This window comes from Sphaerisporangium siamense (assembly GCF_014205275.1).
Classification (GTDB): Bacteria; Actinomycetota; Actinomycetes; order Streptosporangiales; family Streptosporangiaceae; genus Sphaerisporangium; species Sphaerisporangium siamense.
In genome coordinates, this window is record NZ_JACHND010000001.1 from 4,025,191 (window position 1) to 4,044,501 (window position 19,311).

Genomic DNA, 19,311 nt, shown 5'->3' on the forward strand with positions numbered 1-19,311 from the left:
TAGGGTGGAAGGCAACCGCTGTGAGGCGGCCGTATGGACTGCGGGGTCATGCCACAATGCTGGGCAGGTGCGTCGCGGTTCGCACGGGCCGTCACGATAGAAGCAAGCGCCCCTAGCGGGCACCTGGGTCCATTCTCACCATGCGTTCGTTCGAGAGGTGTTCGTGTCGCCTGCAAGTTCGACTCGCTCGAAGCCGTCTGAGCTGAACGAGCCCGTCATTCAGCGGCTCATCGAGCGTGGGCGCTCGCAGGGTTTCCTCGAGTCTGAGGATGTCCGCAAGGCCTTCGAGGAGGCGGACATCCCGATGTCGCACGCCGCTGGGTTCCTGCGGAGCCTCAGCAAAGAGGGTGTGACCGTCGTGGTGACCGCTGCGGACTCGGCGGCGCCGAAGAGGTCTCGTGGACCGGCCAAGCGTCGCACAGCCGCCCCCGTCAAGAAGACCAAGACCGCCACCACCGCGGCGGCCAAGGAGCAGCCCGATACCGTCACGGCCGTGGTGAGCGGTGCCGGGGACGAGGCAGCGACGCCGGCCGAGAAGCCGGCCGCCAAGAAGCCGGCGGCCAAGAAGGCCGTCCCGGCGAAGAAGGCCGCGCCCGCCCCTGACGCTCCCGCCAAGGTCGCCACCCCTGCCGCCCTCGCCAAGAAGGCCAAGCCGGAGGTCGCCGTGCCAGCGTCGCCATCGCCCAAGATCGAAACCAAGCCCAAGGTCTCCTCCGACGACGACGAGGAACTCGACATCGAGGGCGACCTCGAACTTGAGGACTTCGACATCGACGCCGAGGTGGAGGCCGAAGCCGACGCCGAAGCCGACACCGAGATCGAGGCGGAGGGCGACGCGGAGCCCGAGGCCGAGACCGAAGAGGAGCCCAAGCCGGGCGTCGAGGTTCAGAGCGACGACGAGGTCCTGATCCTCTCCGACGATGACGACGACGCCCCCGTGGCGCAGGTCGCCGCCGCCGGCGCCACCGCCGACCCGGTGAAGGACTATCTGAAGCAGATCGGCAAGGTCCCCCTGCTCAACGCCGAGCAGGAGGTCGAGCTGGCCAAGCGCATCGAGGCCGGCCTCTTCGCCGAGGAGCAGCTCGCCAACGACGGCGAGCGCCTGCCCGTGGACGTCCGCGCCGAGCTGGAGTGGATCGCCGAGGACGGCCGCCGCGCCAAGAACCACCTGCTGGAGGCCAACCTCCGCCTGGTCGTCTCCCTGGCCAAGCGCTACACCGGCCGCGGCATGCTCTTCCTGGACCTGATCCAGGAGGGCAACCTGGGCCTGATCCGCGCGGTCGAGAAGTTCGACTACACCAAGGGCTACAAGTTCTCCACCTACGCCACCTGGTGGATCCGCCAGGCGATCACCCGCGCCATGGCCGACCAGGCGCGCACGATCCGCATCCCGGTCCACATGGTCGAGGTCATCAACAAGCTGGCCCGCGTCCAGCGCCAGATGCTCCAGGACCTGGGCCGCGAGCCCACCCCCGAAGAGCTCGCCCGTGAGCTCGACATGACCCCCGAGAAGGTCGTCGAGGTCCAGAAGTACGGCCGCGAGCCGATCTCCCTGCACACCCCCCTCGGTGAGGAGGGCGACAGCGAGTTCGGCGACCTCATCGAGGACTCCGAGGCGATCGTCCCCGCGGACGCCGTCAGCTTCACCCTGCTGCAGGAGCAGCTCCACTCCGTGCTCGACACCCTGTCGGAGCGCGAGGCGGGCGTGGTGTCCATGCGGTTCGGCCTCACCGACGGCCAGCCGAAGACGCTGGACGAGATCGGCAAGGTCTACGGGGTGACGCGCGAGCGCATCCGCCAGATCGAGTCCAAGACCATGTCCAAGCTGCGCCACCCGTCGCGTTCGCAGGTCCTGCGCGACTACCTCGACTGACGAGGCTTGACGGGCCCCCGCCGTGGGCGGGGGCCTTCGTCATGTCCGGTCACCTCGCGCGGGCGGGGGATGACCGGGCGTGTTCCCGGCTGAATGCGGTCACGAACGCATAACCACGGGTCACTCGCGGGTGACCACGTCCAGCGTCCACGGGCGGCCCGCGCGGGGTTCCGGGCCCAGCTCGGTGACATGCCCCAGATCGGCGAGAATCCCGGCCAGTTGCCGAGGCGTGCGAGGGTTCGCCCCGGACTCCAGCAGCGACCGGGCGACGGCCCCGCGCGTGGCCTTGGCCATGTGGCTGACCACCGAGCGGCCGCCGTCGGCCGCCTCGCGGAGCACCCGCACCGTCACCCCTCGGGACCCCGGCGGCCACGCCTGCGCGTACGTCGAGGACCGCAGGTCGATCACCACGCCCTTGGCCTCCTTGGCGACGGCCTCGGCCAGCGCCTCGGTCAGGGCGGGCCGCCAGTAGGCCGCCAGGCCGCCGAGAGAAGGCAGGCGCACGCCCATCGACAGGCGGTAGGGCGGAACCCGGTCGGACGGCCTCAGCGCGCCCCACAGCCCCGAGAACACGATCAGCGACCGGCTCGCCCTGCGGCGCCCGGCCGGGCTCAGCGTCGCCAGGCCGAGGTTGTCGTACAGCACTCCGGTGTAGAGCCGGGAGGCGGGGAGGGTGCGGGCCGTGCGCAGCCCGCGGTTCCTGGCCAGCTCATCGGCTTGCCCCGGCGTCAGGCCCAGCACCGCCAGCGCCTCGTCCTCGGGGCCGCGCGCGACGGCCTCCAGGGCGTCGAGCACCTTCTCGCGGGCGGGGCCGAGCGAGGGGAAGCTCAGGGCGTCGAGATCCAGCGGAGCGCCGCTGCCCTTGGCGGCCTTTCCCTCGGACGGCGGCAACAAGATGAGCATGAATCCGCAGTCTAGGGGAGGGATGCCGTGCTGCCCTGGGGGTGGGGGCCGAGGTCAGGGGAGGGGTTAGGGTGCCGGGATGAACCTGGAGAATCTGGACTTCGATCAGCTCGTCCACCGGGCGTGGCCGGCGCCGTGCCAGGAGGGCTTCGGCGGCTGGGTCCTGCGCTACGCGTCGGGGGTGACGAAGCGGGCCAACTCGGTGCTGCCGCTCGGCGAGCCGGAGGACGCCGTCGCGGCGATCGAGGCGGCCGAGAGGTTCTACGCCGCGCGGGGACTGCCGTGCGTCTTCTCCATGGGCCCCGCCGCCCCGGGAGGGCTGGACGATCGACTGGAGGCGCGTGGCTACCGCGTCGTGGATCACACGGCTTACATGACGGCGTCCGTGGAGTCGGTGGCCCGCGGGTACTCCTTGCCCGGCGAGGTCGAACTGGCGGGCGAGGCGTCGGAGGAGTGGCTCGCGGCCTGGTGGGCCGTGGACGGGCGCTTCGGCGATCAGGGCCTGGCCGCCGCGGCGCGCATCCTGGAAGGCGTCCCCGCCACCTACGCCGGAGTGCGGCGGGACGGCAGGATGGTCGCGGTGGGCCGCTCGGTCCTGCAGGGCGACACGCTGGGCGTCTACTGCATGGCCACGCTGCCCGAGGCCCGGCGGCAGGGGCTCGGCGGCGCCGTCCTGCGGGCCCTGGCCGCGGACGGCCGCGCCCGCGGCGCCGTACGCGCCTACCTGGTGGTGATCGCCTCGAACGCAGCCGCGATCGCGCTGTACGAACGACACGGTTTCACCCGGGCAGGCGGTTATCACTACCGGGTGCGCTCACGTGAAGAGATCTGACATGTCCGTCATGCCGCTTCGGCGTAGGCGGTTCCGGCTTTGATCCCCACTCCCCCCACCGGCGGCCGCGAGATCGGCGCGCCGGTGTCCGGGAGCGGGAGGAAGGGCGAGCCCTTCCGTCTGACGACACACCGGCCGAGGACCCCTCGGGCGGCACGGCCGGAACCGCGCCAGGGCACTATCGGTCGGTCATGACTTGCCGGTTTATGGGATCGGGGCGGGGACCTGGGTCACCGCTCCGCGGTCGGGGTCGGGGTTTCGCTCAGGCGCGCCGACTCGTCCTGGATGTCGGCGCCCTTCTCGCGCAGGGCCGCGATGTGGCGGCGCCCGTGGTGTGCGCAGAACAGCAGCTCCCCGCCCATGGGGAGAGATGCGCGGATGTACGCCTGAGCGCCGCACCGGTCGCAACGGTCGACGGCGGTAAGCGGCTTGGTGGGGGCGAGAGCTCCAGTCACGTATCGCCTTTCGGGTCACCCCACTGACGTGGGGATGTTGGCGTCAGTCACTTGGGACAACATCTAACCCGATGCGGACGTTCCCAATCGCCTTCCGGATACGCCGAGAGCAGAATGTGTCGTTAAGTGATGGCGATGGGGCTCCGGCTGCCACGGAACCCCCTGATGGTGGCACTCTAGGCACGGCGGAACATCAAAAAGACGGTAGGCTACGCACACATGTTCGATGGTCGGTGGGAGTGGGAGTGACCGCAGTGAGCACGGAGACGGGCTACACGGCCCGTCACCTGTCGGTGCTGGAGGGCCTTGAAGCCGTCCGTAAGCGCCCCGGGATGTACATCGGGTCCACTGACAGCCGCGGCCTCATGCACTGCCTCTGGGAGATCGTGGACAACGCCGTCGACGAGGCCCTGGCCGGCTTCTGCGACCGCATCGAGGTCGAGCTGTTCCCCGACGGCTCCATCGAGGTCCGCGACAACGGCCGCGGCATCCCCGTCGACATCGAGCCCAAGAGCGGCCTGGCGGGCGTCGAGCTCGTCTACACCAAGCTCCACGCCGGCGGCAAGTTCGGCGGTGGCGCCTACGCCGCCTCCGGCGGCCTGCACGGCGTCGGCGCCTCGGTGGTCAACGCCCTGTCCGCCCGGCTGGACGTCGCGGTCGACCTCGACGGCCGCGTACACGAGATCAGCTTCCGCCGCGGCGTGCCCGGCGTGTTCGACGGCGACGGCCCCACCGCCAAGTTCAAGAAGAAGTCCGGCCTGCGCGACGGCGGGCCCCTGCGCGCCAAGGCCACCGGCACGCGCGTCCGCTGGTGGCTCGACAAGCAGATCTTCCTGGCCGAGGCCGAGGTCTCGCTGGACGAACTGCACGTCCGCGCCCGGCAGACCGCGTTCCTGGTCCCCGGTCTGACGATCGCGGTGCGCGACAGCCGTCTTGAGCAGGTCGTGGAGGACGAGTTCCGCTTCGAGGGCGGCATCTCCGAGTTCACCGAGTTCCTGGCCCGCGACGAACCCATCTGCGACGTCATGCGGCTGCAGGGCTTGGGCCACTTCCACGAGACCGTCCCCGTCCTCGACGAGCAGGGGCACATGACCTCCACCGAGGTCGAGCGCGAGCTCACCGTCGACGTCGCGGTGCGCTGGGGCAAGGGTTACGACACCACGGTCCGTTCGTTCGTGAACGTGATCGCGACGGCCAAGGGCGGCACCCACGTCAGCGGCTTCGAGCGCGCCCTGGTGCGCACGGTCAACGAGCAGCTCCGTGAGACCCGCCTGCTCAAGAACGGCGACGATCCGGTCACCAAGGAGGACATCCTTGAGGGGCTGACCGCGGTGGTCACCGTACGGGTGCCGGAGCCGCAGTTCGAGGGCCAGACCAAGGAGGTCCTCGGCACCTCCGCGGCCACCCGCATCGTCTCGCACGTGGTGTCGCGCGAGCTCAAGGAGCTTTTCGCCAGCACCAGGCGCGCCCACAAGCTCCAGCTCCGCGCCGTCCTGGAGAAGATCGTCGCGGCGGCCAAGGCCCGCATCGCCGCCCGTGAGCACCGGGACAACCAGCGCCGCAAGAGCGCCCTGGAGAACTCGGCGCTGCCGGCCAAGCTGGTCGACTGCCGCAGCGACGCCGTCGACCGCAGCGAGCTGTTCATCGTCGAGGGCGACTCGGCCCTCGGCACGGCCCGCGCGGCGCGCGACTCGGAGTTCCAGGCCCTGCTGCCGATCCGCGGCAAGATCCTCAACGTGCAGAAGGCCTCCGTGGCCGACATGCTGAAGAACGCGGAGTGCGCCGCGATCATCCAGGTCATCGGCGCCGGCTCGGGCCGCGGCTTCGACCTGGAGGCCGCGCGGTACGGCAAGGTCATCCTCATGGCCGACGCCGACGTCGACGGCGCCCACATCCGCTGCCTGCTGCTCACGCTGTTCCACCGCTACATGCGGCCCATGATCGAGGCCGGGCGCGTCTTCGCCGCCGTCCCCCCGCTACACCGCATCGAGATCACCAACCCGGGCCGCGGCAAGGACAAATACGTCTACACCTACTCCGACGCCGAGCTCCACCGCGTCCTGCGCGACCTGGAGCGCCGGGGCAAGCGCTGGAAGGATCCCATCCAGCGTTACAAGGGCCTCGGCGAGATGGACGCCGACCAGCTCGCCGAGACCACCATGGAGCCCCGCCACCGCACTCTGCGCCGCGTCCGCATCGAGGACGCCGAGGCGGCGGAGCAGATCTTCGCGCTGCTGATGGGCAGCGATGTGGCGCCGCGGCGCGAGTTCATCGTCGGCAGCGCGGCCGAGGTCGACCGCGAGGCCATCGACGCCTGAGCCCGCGCCGGCGGCGCGCCGTCACAGATCGACGGGCATCAGCTTGCCGGTGTGCACGTCGTAGACGGCGCCCCCGACGGCCAGCCGTTCCGGCAGGTACGGGTACGTGCGGACACGGATGAGATCGCGGCGGAGCGCCGAGTCCTGGTTGGACACGGTATGGAACTCCAGGCTGCGCGTGTCCATGCCGAACTCGCGATTGATCAGCTCATGTACCTCCTCGTCGGTCGATTTGGCCATCCGGCAGTCGGTGTGCGGCATCACCAGGACACGATCCACGCCCAGCAGGTAGACCGCGAGCACCAGCGTGCGCAGCACGTCGTCGGTGACCCGCGCGCCCGCGTTGCGCAGGATCTTGGCGTCGCCCGCGCCCAGGCCGAGCAGCCCGAGCGGATCGATCCGTGAATCCATGCAGGTGACCACGGCGAGGCCCCGGGCGGCGCGGCCTGTCAGGCCCGAGTACTCGAAGGTCCGTGAGAAGTCGTGATTGGCGGCCAGCACATCGTCGAACGCTCCCGTCATGTGACCAATATTCTCGTACGCCTCCTTCGTCGCCACCGGTGGGGGATGGTTGTCATGGTCTTCGTAAAGATCCCACGATCACGCGTCACCTTCGGTGATGATTGCCTTACCGAGAGTGCGTGATCGTGAAGGAGCTTCAGGGTGGGGAAGACCGATTCGCTCGCCGGCCACCTGCGCGCCCGGGCCAGGTGGCGGCTCGACCGCGTCCAGCGCGCCGACGACGGCTGGAACGCGCGCTGCGCCCTGGCCCTGCTCGACGCCGCCTCCTACGTCCACGATCTGCCGGAGGACGATCCGCTGATCGTCGCACTGGAGCAGGCCGGCTGCTTCGGCCCCTACGGCGTCGGCGACTTCCAGCCCGGCGAGGCCGTCGCCAAGCTGATCGACTTCTGGCACTCGGGGGAGCCGTGGGAACTGCTCACCGCCATCCCGCCGGTCGCACGCGGCGAGGCGGTGCCCACCCGGCGGTGAGCCCCGAGCCCCCCCGCGCAGATCCTTCCGGTGGTGACCTCCGCCCGTCCGCGCCCTCCTACGCCTCGGTTCCCGGCTTCCACTTGATGCCGCAGCCCAGGCTCGGCCGCTGCTCGCCCGGCACCGGACGCCCGGCGAGTGTGGCGTCGATCGCCTCACGCAGCGAGGCGCCCGTCACCGGCTCCTGGTTCGACGGCCGGGCGTCGTCGAACTGGCCCCGGTAGGCCAGCAGCCGGTCGGCGTCGTAGAGGAAGAAGTCCGGCGTGCAGGCGGCCCTGTAGGCCCGCGCCACGTCCTGCGACTCGTCCACCAGGTACGGGAAGCCGAACCCCGCACGCCCGGCCTGCTCCTTGAGGTGGGCGATGTCGTCGTCCGGATAGTTCACGACGTCGTTGCTGGAGATGCCGACCGTGGCGACCCGCCCGCGGTAGTCCGCGGCCAGCGCTCCGAGCCCCTTCTCGATCCGGCGCACGTACGGGCAGTGGTTGGACAGGAAGACCACCAGGGTCGCGGGCGTTGCCTTCAGGTCGGACAGGGACACCCGCCCCCCGTCGATCGACGGCAGATCGAACTCCGGCGCGGCGGTCCCCAGCGGGACCATGAATGAGGTGACAGCCATGGCGTCATTGTCCGTCACCGGCCGCCGTACGGACGGGAGGCGCCGCGCGCCCTTTGTGTGGGATCGACCTGTGGACGACCGGGGCGGCGGGGTGTAGCCGTCCACAGGTCGGCGCCGGGCTCGGAAACCGTCGCCGGGACCTGGTACCAAGGAGGCATGGTTGACGAGAGCGGCCTGCGGGCCGAGGCGGAACACAAGCTGCGGTCCCTCGCCGGGCCCGGCGCGCGGCTGCGTGACGACCAGTGGTCGGCGATCCGCGCGCTGGTGGTCGAGCGACGGCGCGCCCTCGTCGTGCAGCGCACCGGCTGGGGCAAGTCGGCGGTCTACTTCATCGCCACCGCCCTGCTGCGCGCGCGGGGCGCGGGTCCCACGGTCATCGTCTCGCCGCTGCTCGCGCTGATGCGCAACCAGATCGCCGCCGCCGCGCGCGCGGGCGTCAACGCCGCCACGATCAACTCCGCCAACACCGACGAGTGGGACCACGTCCACGCCGAGGTCGAGCGCGGCGAGATCGACGTCCTCCTGGTCAGCCCCGAGCGGCTCAACAACCCCGACTTCCGCGCGCTGGTGCTGCCCAAGCTGGCGGCCGGCGCCGGGCTCGTGGTCGTCGACGAGGCGCACTGCATCTCCGACTGGGGCCACGACTTCCGGCCCGATTACCGCCGCCTGCGCAGCCTCCTGGCGAGCCTGCCTCCCGGCGTGCCGGTCCTCGCCACCACGGCCACGGCCAACGCCCGCGTCACCCACGACGTCGCCGAGCAACTGGGCTCCGCGCCACCCGGCGGGTCCGCCGCGACGGGCGGGGCGGCGGCCGTGGCGCGGCCGGAGGGCGCCGGCGAGACGCTGGTGCTGCGCGGGCCTCTGGAGCGGGACAGCCTGCGGCTCGCCGTCGTGCGGCAGCCCACGGCCGAGCGGCGGCTGGCCTGGCTCGCCGAGGCCCTGCGCGACCTGCCCGGCTCCGGCATCATCTACACCCTCACCGTGGCCGCCACGCACGAGATCTCCGCCTACCTCCGTGAGCAGGGGTTCCAGGTGGCGGCCTACTCGGGCCAGACCGAGCAGGCCGAGCGCCTGGCCGCCGAGCAGGCCCTGCTCGACAACCAGGTGAAGGCGCTGATCGCCACCTCCGCCCTCGGCATGGGGTTCGACAAGCCCGACCTGGGGTTCGTGGTCCACGTCGGCGCCCCCGCGTCCCCGGTGGCCTACTACCAGCAGATCGGCCGCGCCGGGCGCGGCGTCGAGCGCGCCGAGGTGATCCTTCTCCCCGGCCCGGAGGATCGCGACATCTGGGCCTACTTCGCGTCGCTGGCCTTCCCGCCCGAGTCGACCGTGCGGGCCACGATCGGCGCCCTGTCCGAGCACGGCACGATGTCCACGGCCGCGCTGGAGACACGGGTCGATCTGAGCCGTGCCCGGCTGGAGACGATGCTCAAGGTCCTCGACGTGGACGGCGCGGTCGAGCGCGTCAAGGGAGGCTGGCGCTCCACCGGCGCGCCGTGGGCCTATGACGGGGCCCGGTACGCCCGGGTCGCCGCCGAGCGCGCCGCCGAGCAGCGGGCCATGCTCGACTACATCGCCACCGACCAGTGCCGCGAAGAGTTCCTCCGCCACCACCTGGACGACGAGACCGCCCGGCCCTGCGGCCGCTGCGACAACTGCACCGGGACCCACCGTTCGGAGTCCGTCCGTGAGGAGGCGGTGGGCCGGGCCCGCGATCGGCTGCGCCGGCCCGGCGTCGAGGTCGAACCCCGCTCGCAGTGGCCCACCGGCCTGAAAGAGCTCGGCCTGTCCGGCCGCATCCGCCCTGAGGTCTCCGCCGAGCCCGGCCGCGCGCTCGGCCGTCTCACCGACATCGGCTGGGGCAACGTGCTCAGACGTCTGCTCGCCCCCGACGCTCCCGACCGGCCCGTCCCCGACGAGGTGTTCGACGCCGTGGTCCAGGTGCTGGCCGCCTGGGAGTGGCGGCAGCGCCCCGTCGCGGTCGTCAGCGTCCCCTCCGCCACCCGTCCGAGGCTGGTCACGAGCCTGGCCGAGCGGCTGGCCACCGTCGGCAGGCTCACCTACCTCGGCTCCTTGGCCTACCGCAACGGCCCGCCAGGCCGCCAGCACAACAGCGCCCACCGCGTACGCGCCCTCACCACCACGCTGACCGCCAACGCCCTGGGCAGCCCTCAGGACCCCGCCCTGCCCGGAGCGGCTGCCATGCCGGAAGCCGCCGCCGTGTCCCTGTCCAGCGGCCCGGTGCTCCTGGTCGACGACCGCGTCGAAACCGGCTGGACGATGACCGTCGCCACAGCGATGCTCCGCCAAGCAGGCGCCCCGGCCGTCCTCCCCCTCACCTTGGCCACCACCACCTGACCCTAGACACCCCCCAACCTGACCTCCCAGATCAAGGCGCGCCACCGTGCCCGGACCGGCTGCCAGCCGGCATGCGCCGGGCACGGCAACCAAAGGGATCAGAGGCGTCAGGGCAAGGCGCACAAGCGAAAGCGCAGGGCGGAGCGAAGCCAGAGGCCAAAGACGGCGCGCACTCGGGCTCTGGTGGAGCCGGAGGGGAGGGGGTGGAGGTTAGAGGCGGGGGCGGGCGCCGAGGTTGGAGATGGCCTTGGCGGCCAAAGCGTTGCCGGCGGCGAGGGCGTCGGCGGCCTGCTTGCCTTCCAGCCAGGGCTGGAGGAAGCCCGCGGTGAACGCGTCGCCCGCGCCGGTGCCGTCGACCACGCGCTCCACGGGCTCGGCCGGGACGCGGACGGGCTCGGCGCGGTTGTTGGTGTACCAGAGGGAGCCCTCGGCGCCGAGCTTGATCACGACCTGGGGGAACCACGCCGTCAGCACCTTGGCCGCGGCGGCGGCGTCGTCCCGGCCGGTGAGCACCTTGACCTGGGCCTCGTTGGCGAACAGCAGCTTGGCGCCGCTGTGCGTCCATTCAAGGAAGGGCTCGGCGCCCGTGCGCTCCAGCGGCGCGGCCGAGGCGCAGTCGACCGAGATCGACATGCCCGCCCGGCGGGCGTTGTCCAGCGCGGCCAGCCCGGCCTCGCGCGAGCCCTCGTTCAGCAGCGTGTAGCCGGAGAGGTGGAGGTGGCCGCCCTGCGAGAACAGGTCACGAGGAAGGTCCTCGGGGGAGAGGGCGGCGTTGGCGCCGGGGTCGGACAGCAGCGTGCGCTCGCCCTTGTGCGTGACGAGCACGACGCACGTGCCGGTCGGCCGCTCGGGATCCATGACGAGGCGGGCGTCGACGCCGTAGCCCATCAGCTCCATGTCGCGGTTGCGGCCGGTGATGTCGGCGCCCCTGCGGCCCACGAAGGCGACCTCGGCGCCCTCGACGGCGAGCCAGGACGCGATATTGGCCCCAGAACCGCCACCGTGCATGGTGACCACGGCCGGAGTGTCGCTCGCCCGGGCGAGAGGGTAGCGGGCACGTGCGACCGCGTCGGTCATCAGATCGCCCACCACGACAACCCGCGTCATGATGTCACCACCTTGTTGGCACTACAGGAGGCTGCTGACAGAAAACCTAACAGCTTCAAGGCGGGGCGTGGGGCGTAGAGCGGACACCCGGGCACAGTCGATGCACAAGCGTTGCCCAACAAACCAGACATCATCTCCCCAACGCCACCCGACCCGTTCAGCCCTTGCCACGCTTGCGGTTCCGCTCTCGCGGACCCCGCACCACGGCCGGTGCGGAGCCCACCCGGCGACCCGGCGACGACATCCTCACGCCCTCGCGCCAGGTCCCGGAAACCGCGTTCTCCGCCCCCGACACCGTAGCCGCCGGCGCCCACCGCCCGTGCCCGAACCGCGTGCTCCGGCCAAGGCTTTGGTGGGTGGACCTCGATCGGGCGGGGTGCGCCCGCGGCCGTGATCGTGTTCGGGAACCCGGTGGCGCCCAGGGGCGGTCCCAGCCGCCCGCCGTTGAGCGGTGTCGGCCTGGTGGGTATTTGGGGGGTTTGTGGCGAGTGTGGGGGATTGGGGGGCGCTTAGGCTCAGGGGGTGGTAGTTCGTTATCCGGCCCATTGGGAGGCTGACGTCGTCCTCGCCGACGGGGGGACGGCGCATCTGCGGCCGATCCGGCCCGAGGACGCCGACATCCTCCGGGCGTTCTACTCCCGGCTGTCCGACCAGTCCATCTACTTCCGCTTCTTCGGCCCCCACCCGCGCCTGTCGGACCGCGAGGTCGCCTGGTTCACCACCATGGACTACGTGGACCGGGTGGCGCTGATCGCCACGATCGGCACGGAGATGGTGGCCGTCGTCCGCTTCGACCGCATGCCGGACCCCGGCAGCGCGGAGGTCGCGTTCCTCGTCGAGGACGCCCATCAGGGCAGGGGCGTGGCCTCGGTGCTCATGGAGCACCTGCGCGCGGCGGCCAGGGAACGCGGCATCGAGCGCTTCGTCGCGGACGTCCTGCCGAACAACGCCCGCATGATGGCGTTCTTCCGCCAGGCCGGCTACACCGCCCAGAGCCGGTTCGAGGACGGCGTCGTCCGCATGACCCTCGACCTGGCCGCCACGGAGACCTCCCGCGAGGTCACGATGGCGCGCGAGCACCGCGCCGAGGCCCGCTCGATCGAGCGGCTGCTCAGCCCGGCCTCGGTGGTGGTCGTGGGCGCGGGCCGCGAGGCGGGCGGCGTCGGCCAGACCGTGCTGCGCAACCTCCTCGCGGCCGACTTCAATGGCCCGGTGTACCCCGTCCACCGCGAGGTGCGCGCGGTGGCGGGCGTCCGCGCGTACAAGAACGTCTCGGCGATCGACGGGGACGTCGACCTGGCCGTGGTCGCCGTGCCCGCGGACGCCGTCCTGGACGTGGTCGAGGAATGCGCGAGAAAGGGGGTGAAGGGCCTGGTCGTCGTCTCCTCCGGCTTCGGCGAGACCGGGCCGGAGGGGCGCGCCCGCCAGGACGAGCTGGTGCGGATCGCCCGGGCCTACGGCCTTCGCGTGGTGGGCCCGAACTGCCTGGGCATCGCCAACACCGACCCGAAGGTCCGCCTGAACGCCACCTTGGCCGCCCGGCTGCCCGGCAGGGGCCGTGTGGGGTTCTTCAGCCAGTCCGGCGCCCTCGGCACCGCGTTGCTGCAGCGCGTCGCCCAGCGCGGCATGGGCATCTCGACGTTCGTCTCGGCGGGGAACCGGGCGGACGTGTCCGGCAACGACCTGCTGCAGTACTGGGAGGAGGACCCGGCCACCGACGTCGTCCTCCTCTACCTGGAGTCGCTCGGCAACCCGCGCAAGTTCGCCCGCCTGGCCCGGCGGACCGCGCGCAGGAAGCCGGTGGTGGTCGTCAAGAGCGGCGGGATCACCCGCGGCGTGCCGGTGGGCCACGCCGCGCCGGTGCTCGGGCTGCCGGACCCGGCGGTCAGCGCGCTGTTCGAGCAGGCGGGCGTGATCCGCGTGGACGACCTGGCCCAGCTCTTCGACGTGGCGCAGCTCCTGGCGTACCAGCCGCTGCCCAAGGGGCCGCGGGTCGGCGTGGTGAGCAACTCCGACGCGCTGGCGCTGCTGGCCGTGGACGCCTGCGTGGCGGCCGGGCTGGAGCCGTGCCCGCCCGCCAACCTCGGGGCGCGGGCGGGGGCGGCGGAGTACCGGGAGGCGCTCGCCGCCATGGACGGCCGGGTGGACGCGGTCGTGGCGATCTACATGCCGCCGATCCCGGGCAACGCGGCCGAGGTCGCCGCCGAGCTGGTGCGGGCGGCGGAGGAGTCGGGCAGGCCGGTGCTCGCCACCTTCGAGGGCCGCATGGGCATGCCTCCGGAGCTACGCGTCCCGGGCGAGGGCGGCGATCCGGGCAAGGGGTCCATCCCCTCCTATCCCGCCGCGGAGGAGGCCGTACGGGCCCTGGCGCACGTGGTGCGGTACGCCACCTGGAGGAAGCGCCCCCACGGCACCCCGCCGCGTCTGGACGGCGTGGACACCGACGGGGCGCGGGAGGCCGTGGAGGAGATCCTGGCCGGGACGGGGCCCGGAGAGGTCGACGCGGCCGGTCTGCTCGCCCGGTACGGCGTGGAGGTCTGGCCGGCCGAGCCGGTGCGCTCGCCCGAGGAGGCGGTGGCGGCGGCCGAGCGGCTCGGCTGGCCGGTGGTCGTGCGCTCCGCCGACCCCGACGTGGCGCACCGGGCGGGCACGGTACGGCTCGGCCTGACCGACCCGGACGGCGTGCGGCACGCCTACGAGGACCTCACCGCGCGGCTCGGGCGGCGGGTGACGCTGTCGGTCCAGCGGATGGCCCCGCAGCCGGCCGTGCCGACCGTGGTCCGGGTGGTGGACGACCCCCACGTCGGGGCGGTGGTGTCGTTCGGGCTCGGCGAGATCACCGCCAGGCTCCTCGGCGACGAGGCGTTCCGCATGGCGCCCCTCACGGCCGAGGACGCCGCCGCGCTGGTGCGGTCGGTGCGGACGGCGCCGCTGCTGTTCGGCGGGTACGGCTACCCGCCCGTCGCGGTCGGGGCGCTGGAGGACCTGCTGGGGCGGGTCGGAAGGCTGGCCGACGAGCTGCCTCAGGTGGCGCGGCTGGACCTGGACCCGGTCCTGGTGGGGGAGGACGGCGTCAGCGTGCTCGGCGCCCGCGCGATCCTGCGTGACCCGGTCGGGCCGCGTCCGGACCGGGGGCCGCGCCGGCTGCGGTGAGCGGCCGGCGCGTGCAGATGGCCGAATGTGGTCAAACCCACCTATTGATATGCAGGAGGTACGGGGGACGAGGTGGCATTTCGGGCCGCAGATTGTTCGCGAGTTGCCCTCAGCGCGGACGCCGGCGAGGTGAAAGACCCCGCCGAGACAGGGCAGGATGGACCCATGAGGGAAACCCGAGTCTCGGCCGCTGGTCTGCGCGAGGCCATCGAACGCAGCGGCTACTACCCCGACCTCGTGGCCGACGCGGCCGAATCCGCGTTGGGCAAGGAGGCGGTGACGGCGTTCGTCGTCCACCACGAGGCAACCTTCGACCCGGCGATGGAAGTCCGCCGGCATGTCACCGTGGTGATCCTCTCACCCACCCGGCTCCTGGTCTGCCACACCGACGAGCATCCGCCCGCCGACGGTATGCCCACCTCGCACGCCTCCACCACCACCGAGGCCGTCCGTTTGAGCCGGGTCCAGTCCGTGGCGGTGACCCGGGTGGTGCCCGACCCCGCCTCCTACGTGCCCGGCGTGCCACCGAGCGAGGTGACGCTCACGATCGGCTGGGGCGCGATCTCCCACGTCGACCTTGAGCCCGCCACCTGCGGAGACGAGAACTGCGAGGCCGACCACGGCTACACCGGTGCCATCACCGCCGACGACCTGTCCCTGCGGGTCAGCGAGGCCGCCGACGGCCCCGAGGCCGTGACCAACGTCCTGGCCTTCGCCAAAGCCCTCTCCGAGGCCACCGCCCGCTTCGCAAGCTGACCACCCCCGCCGCCGATCGTCCGACCACGGCCCCTCCGGCGGCAAGCCCCCATGTCCCCCACACCCCTGATCGACCGCGGCAGGTCCGGCCGCCAACCGGCGCCACCCCCGGCGGCCGAGCCGCAGCCACACCCCACGCCACCACACCCCAACCGCCGCCCCCGCCGGGTGTCCCCGCCCCCGGCGCGACGGCCCCACCCAGGCAACCCGGGCCACGCCGACGCGGCACAACCCATTGCCTTCCCGCCGGCCCGCCACGGCGATCCCGCCTGCGCAGCGCCCGGCGTTCGTGGCCGTGCCGCGGCTCGTCAGGGGATGCGAGACTGATCGGAGTCCGTGCGGGACGTCCGCCGGGTCTGACCAAGGGGGTCGCTCTATGTTCGAGATCGTGCGGGAGCTTCGATGAGTCCGCTCGTCGGTCCCACGGAACTCGTAGATGCCGTGATCCTGGATGTGCGATGGCGGCTCGTGGGGCCGCCCGGAGCGGAGTCCTATCGCGAAGGCCACATCCCCGGCGCGGTGTTCTGCGATCTCGACCGTGATCTCGCCGCTCCTCCCGGTGCCGGCGGCCGGCACCCGCTGCCCGAGGCGGGGGCCTTCCAGGACGCCATGCGCCGCCTTGGCGTGTCCGGCTCGCGGCCGGTCGTCGTGTACGACGACGCCGACGCCACCGCCGCCGCGCGCGCCTGGTGGACGCTGCGCTACTTCGGGCACCCGGACGTCCGCGTGCTCGACGGCGGCTACCGCCGGTGGGTGGCCGAAGGCTTCCCCATCAGCGCCGAGGAGCCCGCGCCCGCCCCGGGCGACTTCACCGCGCGCCCCGGCGGCATGCCCGTCCTGGACGCCGCGCAGGCCGGTGCCCTGGCCAGGGAGGGCGTGCTGCTCGACGCCCGCGCCGCGGAGCGCCATCGCGGCGAGGTCGAGCCCGTGGACCCGGTGGCCGGGCACATCCCCGGCGCGGTCAGCGCCCCCACCTCCGAGAACGTCGACCCCTCCACCGGCCGCCTCCACCCGGCCGAGTTCCTCAGAGAACGCTTCATCTCCCTCGGCGCCGTGCCCGAGGTCCCGGTGGGCGCCTACTGCGGCTCCGGCGTCACCGCCTCCCACGAGGTCCTGGCCCTGGAGGTCGCCGGCGTCCCCGCGGCTCTCTACGTCGGCTCATGGTCCGACTGGATCACCGACCCCGCTCGTCCAGTGGCAACCGGCTGACCCGCCTCCCCGCCAGCGTGCGCTCCCGGTGGGACGGTGTGTGTTCGCCTGCCTTGTCGCCACTCACCTGATCCACGGCGGATGAGAGCCCGAAGCGACCGATCTTTGCGCGGGACAGTCGCTCCGGGCTGGTGACGATGGTCCGAACGGTGGATCCGGCCTCAGTGGAGTGGGTGGCCGAGGGAGCCGAAGCAGGCGAAACCATGGACGCCCGTCTTCTCCGTCGCCGTGGCCAGGGCCTCGGCGGGGCTGCGTCCGCTGGTGAGCAGCGCGTGGAAGGCCGTCATCAGCGTCAGGGCGTCCTCGTCGCGGACGGGGACCAGGCCGGCGATCACGCATGCCGTGCCCCGGTCGAGGAACGCCCCGGCGAGGCCGAGCGGCGCGCCGTCGACGGGCGCGTGGGCCATCCCGGCGTCGCAGGCGGACAGCACGACCAGCCAAGGCGTGCGCGGCAGCCGCAGCAGGTCGTAGGCCATCAACGGGCCGTCGTCCAGCGTGATGTCCGAGAGCAGTGGGCTGCGGGCGCGGAAGGTCCCGTGCGCGGCCACGTGGAAGACCTCGGCCCGCCCGAGCGCCTCCAGCACCGCGCCGCCGGTGGCCGCGACCCGCACGGCTTCACGCCCGGCCTCCCTATGGACGCGTACGACCATCGCCGCCTCGGCGTCCGCGTGCCGCAGGCCGGGACCGGCCACCCCGGCGACGTGCCGGTGCGGGCCCGGTCGGCGGGCGTCCGCCGCCTGCCAGGCCCGTGCGCTCGACGCCACGCACAGCGCGCGGCCCCGGAACGGCGGCAGCACCGGCCATGGCAGCGTGTGCAGCGCTCCGGTGGGCACGATCACCACCGGACGGTCCCCGATGTCCTTCGCCAGCGGTCCGACGAGCCGGGCGGCCAGCGACTCGGCCTCCCCCGTCACGCCCGCCGCGTCATGGGCACGCGTGTCGCGCAGTCCCGCACGCCGCAGGCCGTACCTCAGCCGGATCGTCGCCTCGGCCGCGGCCGTATAGGACCCCAGCGACCGCAGCACACACCGCCCCGCCGCGACCACGACCGCCGCGAGCCGATCCCCATGCCGCACCACCTCCACCAACGCCACGTCCCCCAACTTCTCAACAGCCCATTCCCCACCCGCCGGGTGTTGGGGGGACGGGGTGGGGTGGGTCAGGGAGCGGCAGTGTTCGGCCCAGCTGAGGACTGATTCGGGGCGGCCGTCGGCGAAGGCCAGTGACAGGCCGAATTCGGCCAGCCGCTCGCCTGCCCGCATGGCGTGCGCTCGTACTCCGGGATCGGCGAGGCGTTGCCCGGCGGCGGTCACGTCCGCCAGGCCCTCGCGCAGCGCGGCCACGGCTCCGGCACGGTCCCCTTGGTGGGCGTGCCGCAGGGCTATGGCGTGCTGCCGGATGAGGCGGTGCGCGCGTCCGGCGGGTGCGTCCGCGATGATCAACGCCAGCTCGGCCTCGGCGGCGGCGGTGTCACCCAGCTCCAGTGCGAGCTCGGCGGCGGTCAGCCGTAGACCCGCCGCCGGGCCCGTCCAGCCCTCGGCGGTCAAGCGGGCGGCGAGCCGGCGCAGCTCGTCCAGCGATCGCGCGTCCGGGACCTCAACGGCCAGCCGGGCGCGCAGCACGACCTCTCCGGCCAAGGGAAGCCAGGCGCGGCGTCCCTGCACGGCGAGCTCCCGTGCGGCCAGCTCCGCGCCCGTCCTGGCCTGGTGCGGGTCGCCGACGAGCAGCTCAAGCTCGGCGAGCAGGAGGCGGGACTCGGCCAGCGAACCCCTGGCCTCCGCCGCCGCGAGTTCCGGAACGGCCAGGGCGAGCAGGGCGCGGGCCTCCCCGGGCAGGTGTGCGGCCAGCAGAGCTTCGGCGAGGTCGGCGCGCATCACGGCCAGGCGCTCGGGATAGCCCGCCAGGGCCCGTTCCGCGGCCTCGTACCCGGCGAAGGCGGCGGGGATGTCCCCGCGCCTCGCGGCGGCGAACGGCAGGTTCGCCTGCGCGAGGGTGGCCAGATGGTCCAGCCCCGCCCGCCGGGCGAGGGCGGCGCACGCCGACAGGTCGCGGGCCGCTTCGTCGTACCGTCCGAGGTAGGTGTGGGCGATGCCGCGGTTCACCAGGGCGCCGGCGAGGAAGCGGGCGTCGCCGGATCCGGTCAGGCCTTCGACGGCCAGGTCGCAGTGGGCCACGGCCTCGGCGCACCGCCCCAGGCGGACGAGCGCCACCGAGCGCTGCACGCCGAGCCGGTGGTGGTCCAGGCCGGTCAGGTCGCCCTCGGCGAGGTCGGCGATCCGCAGCGCGCCCTCGGGGTCGCCCAGGTCGGCCCGGATCGTCACCAGGGACAGCCGGGCCTGCGCCGCGCGTTCAGGCAGGTCGCGGGCCGCCGTGATGGCCCGCGTGAGGTGGTCGGCCGCGACCGTCAGCTCACCGAACTCACGGGCGGCGAGGGCCAGCGCCCGGTGCGCGATGGACACGGCCTCGGCGACGCCGCGCGCCCGCGCCTCGCCCAGCACGACTTCAGCCCGCTCACGCGCCCGCCGGGGATCGACCCCGGACAACACCACGGCCCGCTCAGCCGCCCCCACGAGAGCCCCCACGCCACCTGCCACCTCGTCCGGGCCGGCTTCCTCGCTGCCACGGACGACCTCCACGGCGTCTGAGCACGTGTCCGGTCGCTGCCGGGGTGTCGGGTTGTCCGGAGAGGCATTGGCGCCGTCCCGGGCGATCTCCACGGTGTCCGGAGACGTGGT

14 protein-coding genes are annotated in these 19,311 nt (G+C 72.7%); 8 read left to right on the plus strand and 6 right to left on the minus strand.

Annotation, left to right across the window (positions count from 1 at the left end; genetic code table 11):
- Nucleotides 1-163 precede the first annotated feature (163 nt).
- The gene (locus BJ982_RS18365) at nt 164-1,873 is read left to right on the plus strand and encodes an RNA polymerase sigma factor (protein WP_203959307.1); all 1,710 of its coding nucleotides are present in this window, start codon (nt 164-166) and stop codon (nt 1,871-1,873) included.
- Between the two features lie 120 nt (nt 1,874-1,993).
- Here BJ982_RS18365 and yaaA read toward each other — a convergent pair whose 3' ends face one another.
- Complete coding sequence (gene yaaA, locus BJ982_RS18370) at nt 1,994-2,776, minus strand: peroxide stress protein YaaA (RefSeq protein ID WP_184881677.1); 783 nt, start codon at nt 2,774-2,776, stop codon at nt 1,994-1,996.
- A gap of 79 nt (nt 2,777-2,855) precedes the next feature.
- Here yaaA and BJ982_RS18375 point away from each other — a divergent pair, with 79 nt between their 5' ends.
- Nucleotides 2,856-3,608, plus strand: coding sequence for a GNAT family N-acetyltransferase (locus BJ982_RS18375; RefSeq protein ID WP_184881679.1), 753 nt, complete (start codon nt 2,856-2,858; stop codon nt 3,606-3,608).
- Between the two features lie 230 nt (nt 3,609-3,838).
- Here BJ982_RS18375 and BJ982_RS18380 read toward each other — a convergent pair whose 3' ends face one another.
- Nucleotides 3,839-4,063 (minus strand): DUF7455 domain-containing protein, encoded by a 225-nt coding sequence (locus tag BJ982_RS18380; RefSeq protein ID WP_184616586.1) that lies wholly within the window; start codon nt 4,061-4,063, stop codon nt 3,839-3,841.
- A 245-nt stretch (nt 4,064-4,308) separates the two neighbouring features.
- Here BJ982_RS18380 and BJ982_RS18385 point away from each other — a divergent pair, with 245 nt between their 5' ends.
- Complete coding sequence (locus BJ982_RS18385) at nt 4,309-6,381, plus strand: DNA gyrase/topoisomerase IV subunit B (protein ID WP_184881681.1); 2,073 nt, start codon at nt 4,309-4,311, stop codon at nt 6,379-6,381.
- Nucleotides 6,382-6,402: 21 nt separating this feature from the next.
- On the opposite strand, the gene BJ982_RS18390 is transcribed toward BJ982_RS18385, so the two are convergent.
- Entirely contained in the window at nt 6,403-6,903 is a 501-nt protein-coding gene (locus tag BJ982_RS18390; RefSeq protein ID WP_184881683.1) for a beta-class carbonic anhydrase, read from the minus strand.
- A 141-nt stretch (nt 6,904-7,044) separates the two neighbouring features.
- On the opposite strand from BJ982_RS18390, the gene BJ982_RS18395 reads away from it, so the two are divergent.
- Nucleotides 7,045-7,374, plus strand: coding sequence for a hypothetical protein (locus tag BJ982_RS18395; protein WP_184881685.1), 330 nt, complete (start codon nt 7,045-7,047; stop codon nt 7,372-7,374).
- A gap of 58 nt (nt 7,375-7,432) precedes the next feature.
- On the opposite strand, the gene BJ982_RS18400 is transcribed toward BJ982_RS18395, so the two are convergent.
- On the minus strand, nt 7,433-7,993 hold the full coding sequence (locus BJ982_RS18400; RefSeq protein ID WP_184881687.1) for a thioredoxin family protein: 561 nt from the start codon (nt 7,991-7,993) through the stop codon (nt 7,433-7,435).
- A 156-nt stretch (nt 7,994-8,149) separates the two neighbouring features.
- On the opposite strand from BJ982_RS18400, the gene BJ982_RS18405 reads away from it, so the two are divergent.
- The gene (locus BJ982_RS18405) at nt 8,150-10,351 is read left to right on the plus strand and encodes a RecQ family ATP-dependent DNA helicase (RefSeq protein ID WP_184881689.1); all 2,202 of its coding nucleotides are present in this window, start codon (nt 8,150-8,152) and stop codon (nt 10,349-10,351) included.
- A 210-nt stretch (nt 10,352-10,561) separates the two neighbouring features.
- Here BJ982_RS18405 and BJ982_RS18410 read toward each other — a convergent pair whose 3' ends face one another.
- A complete protein-coding gene (locus BJ982_RS18410; RefSeq protein WP_184881691.1) occupies nt 10,562-11,458 on the minus strand; it encodes a carbohydrate kinase family protein in 897 nt (298 codons plus the stop codon).
- Nucleotides 11,459-11,980: 522 nt separating this feature from the next.
- Here BJ982_RS18410 and BJ982_RS18415 point away from each other — a divergent pair.
- From BJ982_RS18415 to BJ982_RS18425, 3 genes are all read left to right on the plus strand, one after another.
- Nucleotides 11,981-14,611, plus strand: coding sequence for a bifunctional acetate--CoA ligase family protein/GNAT family N-acetyltransferase (locus BJ982_RS18415; protein WP_184881693.1), 2,631 nt, complete (start codon nt 11,981-11,983; stop codon nt 14,609-14,611).
- A 165-nt stretch (nt 14,612-14,776) separates the two neighbouring features.
- Nucleotides 14,777-15,367, plus strand: a complete 591-nt coding sequence (locus tag BJ982_RS18420) for a DUF5998 family protein (RefSeq protein ID WP_184616594.1) — start codon at nt 14,777-14,779, stop codon at nt 15,365-15,367.
- 402 nt (nt 15,368-15,769) lie between these two features.
- Entirely contained in the window at nt 15,770-16,576 is an 807-nt protein-coding gene (locus BJ982_RS18425; protein WP_184881695.1) for a sulfurtransferase, read from the plus strand.
- A gap of 161 nt (nt 16,577-16,737) precedes the next feature.
- Here BJ982_RS18425 and BJ982_RS40460 read toward each other — a convergent pair whose 3' ends face one another.
- The gene (locus BJ982_RS40460; RefSeq protein WP_184881697.1) at nt 16,738-19,158 is read right to left on the minus strand and encodes a CHAT domain-containing protein; all 2,421 of its coding nucleotides are present in this window, start codon (nt 19,156-19,158) and stop codon (nt 16,738-16,740) included.
- Nucleotides 19,159-19,311: the final 153 nt, after the last annotated feature.

What these genes read in the sequence shown, in the direction of transcription:
- BJ982_RS18400 (WP_184881687.1), bottom strand. Translation starts at nt 7,993, where the DNA reads ATGGCTGTCACCTCATTCATGGTCCCGCTGGGGACCGCCGCGCCGGAG.
- yaaA (WP_184881677.1), bottom strand. Translation starts at nt 2,776, where the DNA reads ATGCTCATCTTGTTGCCGCCGTCCGAGGGAAAGGCCGCCAAGGGCAGC.
- BJ982_RS18420 (WP_184616594.1), top strand. Translation starts at nt 14,777, where the DNA reads ATGAGGGAAACCCGAGTCTCGGCCGCTGGTCTGCGCGAGGCCATCGAA.
- BJ982_RS18425 (WP_184881695.1), top strand. Translation starts at nt 15,770, where the DNA reads ATGAGTCCGCTCGTCGGTCCCACGGAACTCGTAGATGCCGTGATCCTG.
- BJ982_RS18390 (WP_184881683.1), bottom strand. Translation starts at nt 6,903, where the DNA reads ATGACGGGAGCGTTCGACGATGTGCTGGCCGCCAATCACGACTTCTCA.
- BJ982_RS18405 (WP_184881689.1), top strand. Translation starts at nt 8,150, where the DNA reads ATGGTTGACGAGAGCGGCCTGCGGGCCGAGGCGGAACACAAGCTGCGG.
- BJ982_RS18375 (WP_184881679.1), top strand. Translation starts at nt 2,856, where the DNA reads ATGAACCTGGAGAATCTGGACTTCGATCAGCTCGTCCACCGGGCGTGG.
- BJ982_RS18410 (WP_184881691.1), bottom strand. Translation starts at nt 11,458, where the DNA reads ATGACGCGGGTTGTCGTGGTGGGCGATCTGATGACCGACGCGGTCGCA.